This is a genomic window from Paenibacillus forsythiae T98 (assembly GCF_000520735.1).
Classification (GTDB): domain Bacteria; phylum Bacillota; class Bacilli; order Paenibacillales; family Paenibacillaceae; genus Paenibacillus_AQ; species Paenibacillus_AQ forsythiae.
The window spans coordinates 1-6,600 of sequence record NZ_ASSC01000182.1 but is presented as its reverse complement, the minus strand read 5'-3'; the positions used below and the strand labels follow the sequence as shown (position 1 = coordinate 6,600).

The following is a 6,600-nucleotide window of genomic DNA, read 5'->3' as shown; positions in this document are numbered from 1 at the left end:
GGCGGGGCTGCGAGTTATGCCGCCATACGCATTTCGGGATTGTGCGAGCCTGCATTCACGCTGTAAGGCTTGACGCTCTGCATCCGTCCGGTTGCGAGGACGGCGCCCGGCGCTTCACCGCCTTGTCGTGCCAGCTCGATAAGCTCCGCGATTTGGCCCCGCTTGTATGCGGCCGCCATTTGTTCCAGAAGAGCGCGGAAGCTCTCGTCTCCCGGAAGCGCCGGGCCGTCAGCCGCCAGTTCCTCTCTGACGGCGGGGATGGCCAGCCGGGCGCGGCGCAGCGCCGCTTTGACGGCGCCTTCCGTAGTGTCCAGCAGCTCCGCCGTTTCCGCCGAGGTATAATCCAGCACCTCCCTCATGAGGAACACGGCCCTCTGCAGCGGAGACAAATGCTTGATCATCGCCTGAAAGACCATTTCGGCCTCAAAATCCCCGTTGTTCTCCCGCTCCATATATTTCGCTTCATTAGATTGCTGCAATATCCGCTTCAGCACGGTTTTTCGCCGTCCGGCATCGATCCATGAATTTTTGGCGATCCGCAGCAGGAGCGCTTCCGGATTCCCATGCCCGCCTCTCAAGGCCTCCAGCGCTTTCAGCCACGCATCCTGCGCCAGCTCTTCGGCTTCCCAGCTCGACCCGGTCAATGACAGGCAGTACCGTTTCAGAACAGCCTGCAGGTGAACGATACCGTTCATATTCGCAACAGTTTCGGTATTTGTGCGCTTTGGCGTAAGCATAGGACCGCCTCCTTAATCATCCTCAGTCATTCTTTCTTTCCCAGTGTAAACGAATAATGGAGCTTAAACGATACGCGGCGCAAAATGTTTTTTGTCCGAAGCCATCCATGGATTTAAAGGAGATGATTTCCAAGCCTCTACCCGTATCTTTTCGGACCCTTCAATCGTTTGCGGGATAGGTACGACCAAAATGATAAGCCGGAGGTAATCAAAATGAGCTATATTCCTTATGTGCTGGAGCAGACGGGCCGGGGTGAACGGACGTACGACATCTATTCCAGGCTGCTGAAAGACCGGATTGTATTCGTGGGCGCGGCTATCGACGACCAGTTGGCCAACAGCGTTATCGCACAGCTGCTGTTCCTGGCGGCGGAGGACCCCGAGAAGGATATCTATATGTATATCAACAGTCCGGGAGGCTCCACTTCCGCAGGCTTCGGGATTTATGATACGATTCAATTGATCAAGCCGCAGGTAAATACGATTTGTACCGGATTTGCGGCTTCGTTCGCCGCTTTTCTGCTGCTGTCGGGAGCGCCCGGCAAGCGCTGCTGTCTCCCGAATGGCGAAATTATGATCCATCAGCCGCACGGAGGGGCGCAGGGGCAGGCCAGCGATATCGCGATCAGCGCGAAGCGCATCCTGCAGGTGAGGGAAAGAATCGTCCGCATCACCTCGGAGCGGACCGGTCAGCCGATGGAGAAGGTCGCGAAGGATATGGACCGGGATTATTTCATGACTGCCGAGGAAGCGCTGGAGTACGGCATCATCGACACCATCATTACCCATTTATGAGGGAGAGGGAGGAACAGGGCATGTTATCTGCACTGCAGGGCGAGAAAGTAACGATCTATTTTCTGGACGGCTCCTGTCTGAGCGACGGCGTATTGGAGAAGGCGGACGAAAAATTCATCAAGTACAAGACCGAGTATCAGCTGCACTATGTTCCGGTGTCATCCGTCCGGTCGGTGGCTCTGGATACGAAGGAGCGCCAGCGTCCGAAGATGGGCTTCGGGCAGTAAGGGCCGGTTCGATTTAGGAAACGCGGGAGCCAAAAGGACCCATTCTCCAGCTAAAGCGGGAGAGGGGTCCTTTACTTTATAGATACAGGAACCGCGCAATAGATAATCGGGCGATTCGATGCGAAAACGTGTGCGACGACTCGTTCCTGAACAAGTTGTGAAGGAATGTCTCGCCACAAAGTAAAGGGAAATCCTCCCTTTAATTCTCTGGTTTGGGGCTTATTCGCAGCGATAGGCGGAAAAACTCCCTCTATATCTCGACATAAGGGGAAGCTCAGGCCATTCTCTCCCGATTTAGATGGAGGATTTCCTTCTAATTTGGGCTGAGCCTTGGTTTTGGGTCAATTAGCTCCGCTTTTTCCACCTATATAAGATGAACTTGAAAAAAAGACAATTGGAGAAGAAGGAACGAAGGGGAAGTTTGGAACTGTAGGAGAGATAGCGATCGCCTTTGTCTCCGGATTTCATCCGCGAAGAGCGGTTTATCCAAGAAATCTGGGGACAACAGCGACCGAAAGTCCAAACATTCCTCGTAGTTACGACTGATATCTGATAGAAAAGTATTAGGTTCATCTTATTGTATGCCAGCAGGATAAGCGATCAGTTCAATAAGCATGCCCCAGGGCGTTCTGGCATATAGCCCGCAGTTGCCTTGGCCGCTGTCGATTCCCGCCAGCGGATGCGGCCCGGACAAGAGTGTGCCTCCAGCCATCTCCAATCGTTTCGCCGCCGCCTGAATATCGTCCGTGTAGAGCGCCAGGTGCTGGAGACCGTAATCGGCGATCCGCTCGGGCGGCTCGTGAGACGCATGTTCTGTCTGGAACAGCTCTACTCCCGGTCCCGGCGGGAATTGGAGCAGCCGGATGCGGACGATCCGGCCGCTTGGCGGCATACCGAGCTGCTGCTCGGCCGGCGCTCCTTCCAGCGGAGACTGTCCCGGCTCGTCCCCGAAAAAGCGTCATTTCCGGGCGGCATATGCACGTTGCTTGATCTTGATGACTACTGTGATACAATGAATAGATTGCTCCGTTTCTTGCGTGGTCAGCGGCGGCGGTTCTTCCTTGGGCGCCGTTTATTTCTCGGGAAAAAGGGTATAGCTACACTGTGGATGTCTGTCGATTTTATCGTTTTAAAGCGGTGAAAAACGGAGGATTATCATGAATTTTTGAGGATTTCCAAGGAAAGTCACCGTTTGTGTAAAATTATCACGGTATTCGTCGATTTTTATTGATTATTTATATCATGTTATGTATAATCAGCGTTGTTGATTTTTTACTTAAGGAGGTCATTCATTTTGGGAAAAGCGTTAATTATCGGCGCTGGCGGCGTCGCAAGCGTTGTTGTTCATAAATGCTGCCAGAACCCGGATGTTTTTGAGGAGATCTGTATTGCGAGCAGAACAGTCGAGAAATGTGAAGCTTTGAAAAATAAATTGGACGGAGGCCGCACGAAAATCCAGACGGCCCAGGTTGACGCGGACAATACCGACGAGGTTATCCAGCTCATCAAAAGCTTTGGTCCGGACGTCGTGATTAACGTCGCGCTTCCTTATCAGGATCTGACCATTATGGATGCCTGCCTTGCAACGGGCGTGCACTATCTGGATACCGCGAACTACGAGCCGCCGGAAACGGCGAAATTCGAATACAGCTGGCAGTGGGCGTACAAGAAGAAATTCGAAGAAGCCGGCATTATGGCTGTGCTGGGCTGCGGCTTTGACCCGGGCGTAACCGGCGTATTCTCGGCCTATGCGCTCAAGCACTATTTTGACGAAATTCATACCATCGATATCGTGGATGCCAACGCTGGCGATCACGGCTATCCTTTCGCGACCAACTTCAACCCGGAGATCAATATCCGTGAAATTACCGCGAACGGACGCTACTACGAGAACGGTGAATGGATCGAAACGCCGCCGCTCTCCGAGAAGAAGGTATACGACCTGCCGGAAATCGGACTGAAGGATATTTATCTGCTGTATCATGAAGAGCTGGAGTCTCTGGCTAAAAATATTACGGGAATCAAGAAAATCCGCTTCTGGATGACCTTCTCCCAGAACTACCTGACTCACCTGAAGGTGCTGGAGAACGTTGGCATGACCTCTATCGAGCCGATTCTGTTCGAAGGCAAGGAGATCATTCCGCTGCAATTCCTGAAGGCGGTTCTGCCGGACCCGGCCTCCCTCGGACCAAGAACGAAGGGCAAGACGAACATCGGTATTATCGCTCAGGGTACCAAGAACGGCGAGCCGAAGAACTACTATGTCTACAATGTGTGCGACCATCAGGAGTGTTACCGTGAAGTCGGCTCCCAGGCCATTTCCTACACGACGGGCGTGCCGGCCATGATCGGCGCCATGCTGATGATCAAGGGCACCTGGATGAAGCCGGGCGTATACAATGTGGAAGAGCTGGACCCGGACCCGTTCATGGAGCTGCTCAACACTAAAGGGCTGCCATGGCAGGAAGACTTCTCGCCGACGCTGCTGGACTAGGAGAGCCAATGAAAGAGATTGATTTCAGCGCGGTTCCTTCACCAAGTTATGTTGTAGACGAAAGGCTTCTAGTCAAAAATCTTGAGCTTCTGAACTCCGTTCAGGAGCGTACGGGCGCGCATATTCTGCTGGCCCAAAAAGGCTTCTCCATGCATGCGCTCTATCCGCTGGTGGGGAAATATCTGAAAGGCGTCACTTCCAGCTCCCTGTTCGAAGCCCGTCTCGGCTATGAGAAAATGGGCAAGGAGGTTCACGCCTACGCCCCGGCGTATGTGGACTCGGAATTTGACGAGCTGATGAAGTATAGCGATCACATCGTTTTTAACTCCTTCGACCAGTGGAACCGGTTTAAGGATAAGGCGCAAAGCGCTCCGAAGCATATCAGCTGCGGCATCCGCGTGAATCCCGAGTATTCCGAAATCGAGATTCCGCTCTACGATCCCTGCTACAACAATTCCAGAATGGGCGTGACGCTGGATAACTTCCGGCCGGAGGACCTGGACGGCATCGAAGGCCTGCATTTCCATACGATGTGCGAGCAGAACTCGGATACACTGGAGCGGACGATCAAGGTCGTGGACGAGAAATTCGGTCCATATTTGAAAGGCATGAAGTGGCTCAACTTCGGCGGCGGGCATCATATTACGCGTCCCGATTACGATGTGGAGACGCTTGTGCGCTGTATTTTATATATGAAGGAAAAATACAACCTCCAGATTTACCTGGAACCGGGCGAAGCCATCGCCCTGAATACCGGATATCTGGTGGCGACAGTGCTGGACGTGGTCAAGAACGGCATGGAAATTGCCATTCTCGACACCTCGGCGGAATGCCATATGCCCGATGTGCTGGCCATGCCTTACCGGCCGAACATCATAGGTGCGGGGCAGCCGAACGAGTATGAGCATACGTACCGCCTCGGTGGACTGACCTGTCTCGCAGGGGACATTATCGGCGATTATTCCTTCAAACAGCCGCTGAAGAACGGCGATCGTCTCGTATTCCTCGACATGGCGCATTACTCGATGGTCAAGAACCATATGTTCAACGGCGTCAACCTGCCTTCGATCGTGTCCTACAACGAAGATGAGGGCATCAAGGTGATCCGGACCTTCGGCTATGAGGATTACAGCGGCCGGTTGTCGTAAGGCTCAGGCGAAACAATATAGCACCGCAATTCAATATCTGCATTAGTGAGAAGGGCAGCCGCTGGCTGCCTTTTTGCATGCAATAGTCATAGGGGGTGACGCCTGCCGTTACGCTCAAAGCCTATCATTTCTGGATTATTCTATCAATTATTGGTAAACTCAATAGAGTTGCCTCTGATTAGAGCAACCTATTGTCTGCCGGATGCGTTATAAGAGTGGAGCATTCATAGACAGGAATCATAGTTTTGAGAGAACAGGAGACAGGACAAATGAAGAATTGGGGAAAGCTTCTGCTGTGCGGAGCGCTGTTGCTGGGCAGCGCGCCCGCTTACACGCCCGGGACCGTTTCGGCAGCGGGAGGCGTGAATATTATGCTGGACGGCTATCCGCTGCCGTTTCCGGTGGAGCCTGTGGTGATAAACGGTACAACGATGGTGCCCTTCCGGGTGATTTCGGAAGCGCTTGGCATTCCGGTAGAGTGGAATCAGAGCGCGAAGAGAATTTCCGCCTCCGGAACGGATAAGACGGGGGTGAAGAAGGTTGTTCTGACACTTAGCAGCAAGACCGCGCTGGTGAACGGCGGTTCCGTGAAGCTGGCGGTAGCGCCCCAGACGCTTCGCGGCACGACGATGATTCCGCTGAGCTTCTTCAGCGAGCAGTTCGGCGCGGAGGTGTCGTGGAATTCGTCTCAGAAGACGGTTGCCATCACTTCACCGAAGAAAGATTTATATACGCTGGGCTTCTATGCGATGTCTTCCTACAGCGAATATGCCCTGCTTCCCGGATTGGATGATGTCGCGTTCGGATGGGGCAGGATTGACAAGGATGGACATTTTACTACGGCGGGCGCGGACTTCTATTGGCCAAAGGCGGCAGGTGACGTAACGCCTGAGTCCATCGTGCAGAATGCAGCCTCCGGCGGACAGACGCCTTATTTTATGGTCTTTTCCGGGGATGACAAGCTGGAGCTGACGAAGAATCTGGAGGACAAGAATCTTCAGGAGCAGACGGTAGCGAGTATTGTGGACACCGCCGTCCAGAAAGGCTTCAAGGGCATTATGCTGGATCTGGAAGGTCTCGGACTGACCGGGGACAAGGCGAAGGCGCGCTCGGATTATAACGCTTTTGTCAAGAATGTATCAGGCAAAGCCCGGGCACAGGGGCTTAAGCTCGGCATTGCCCTGCATCCGCTCAACAGC

The 6,600-nt window shown here is 53.4% G+C and carries 7 protein-coding genes; 5 read left to right on the top strand and 2 right to left on the bottom strand.

Annotated features, from left to right (window positions below):
• Nucleotides 1-14: 14 nt before the first annotated feature.
• On the bottom strand, nucleotides 15-737 hold the full coding sequence (locus tag L692_RS0106685; protein ID WP_025698313.1) for an RNA polymerase sigma factor: 723 nt from the start codon (nucleotides 735-737) through the stop codon (nucleotides 15-17).
• Between the two features lie 213 nt (nucleotides 738-950).
• On the opposite strand from L692_RS0106685, the gene clpP reads away from it, so the two are divergent.
• Nucleotides 951-1,532, top strand: coding sequence for an ATP-dependent Clp endopeptidase proteolytic subunit ClpP (clpP, locus tag L692_RS0106680; RefSeq protein WP_025698311.1), 582 nt, complete (start codon nucleotides 951-953; stop codon nucleotides 1,530-1,532).
• Between the two features lie 20 nt (nucleotides 1,533-1,552).
• Nucleotides 1,553-1,759, top strand: coding sequence for a hypothetical protein (locus L692_RS0106675; RefSeq protein ID WP_025698309.1), 207 nt, complete (start codon nucleotides 1,553-1,555; stop codon nucleotides 1,757-1,759).
• A 574-nt stretch (nucleotides 1,760-2,333) separates the two neighbouring features.
• Here the strand turns inward: L692_RS0106675 and L692_RS27955 are convergent.
• Nucleotides 2,334-2,651: a VOC family protein gene (locus L692_RS27955; RefSeq protein WP_051503449.1), complete on the bottom strand. Its 318-nt coding sequence runs from the start codon at nucleotides 2,649-2,651 to the stop codon at nucleotides 2,334-2,336.
• 402 nt (nucleotides 2,652-3,053) lie between these two features.
• On the opposite strand from L692_RS27955, the gene L692_RS0106665 reads away from it, so the two are divergent.
• The 3 genes from L692_RS0106665 to L692_RS0106655 form a co-directional block, all read left to right on the top strand.
• A complete protein-coding gene (locus L692_RS0106665; protein WP_025698307.1) occupies nucleotides 3,054-4,253 on the top strand; it encodes a saccharopine dehydrogenase family protein in 1,200 nt (399 codons plus the stop codon).
• A gap of 8 nt (nucleotides 4,254-4,261) precedes the next feature.
• Entirely contained in the window at nucleotides 4,262-5,401 is a 1,140-nt protein-coding gene (gene nspC / locus L692_RS0106660) for a carboxynorspermidine decarboxylase (protein WP_025698305.1), read from the top strand.
• Between the two features lie 269 nt (nucleotides 5,402-5,670).
• Nucleotides 5,671-6,600, top strand: a 930-nt coding sequence (locus L692_RS0106655; protein ID WP_025698304.1) for a stalk domain-containing protein, incomplete at its 3' end; no start/stop codon positions are given.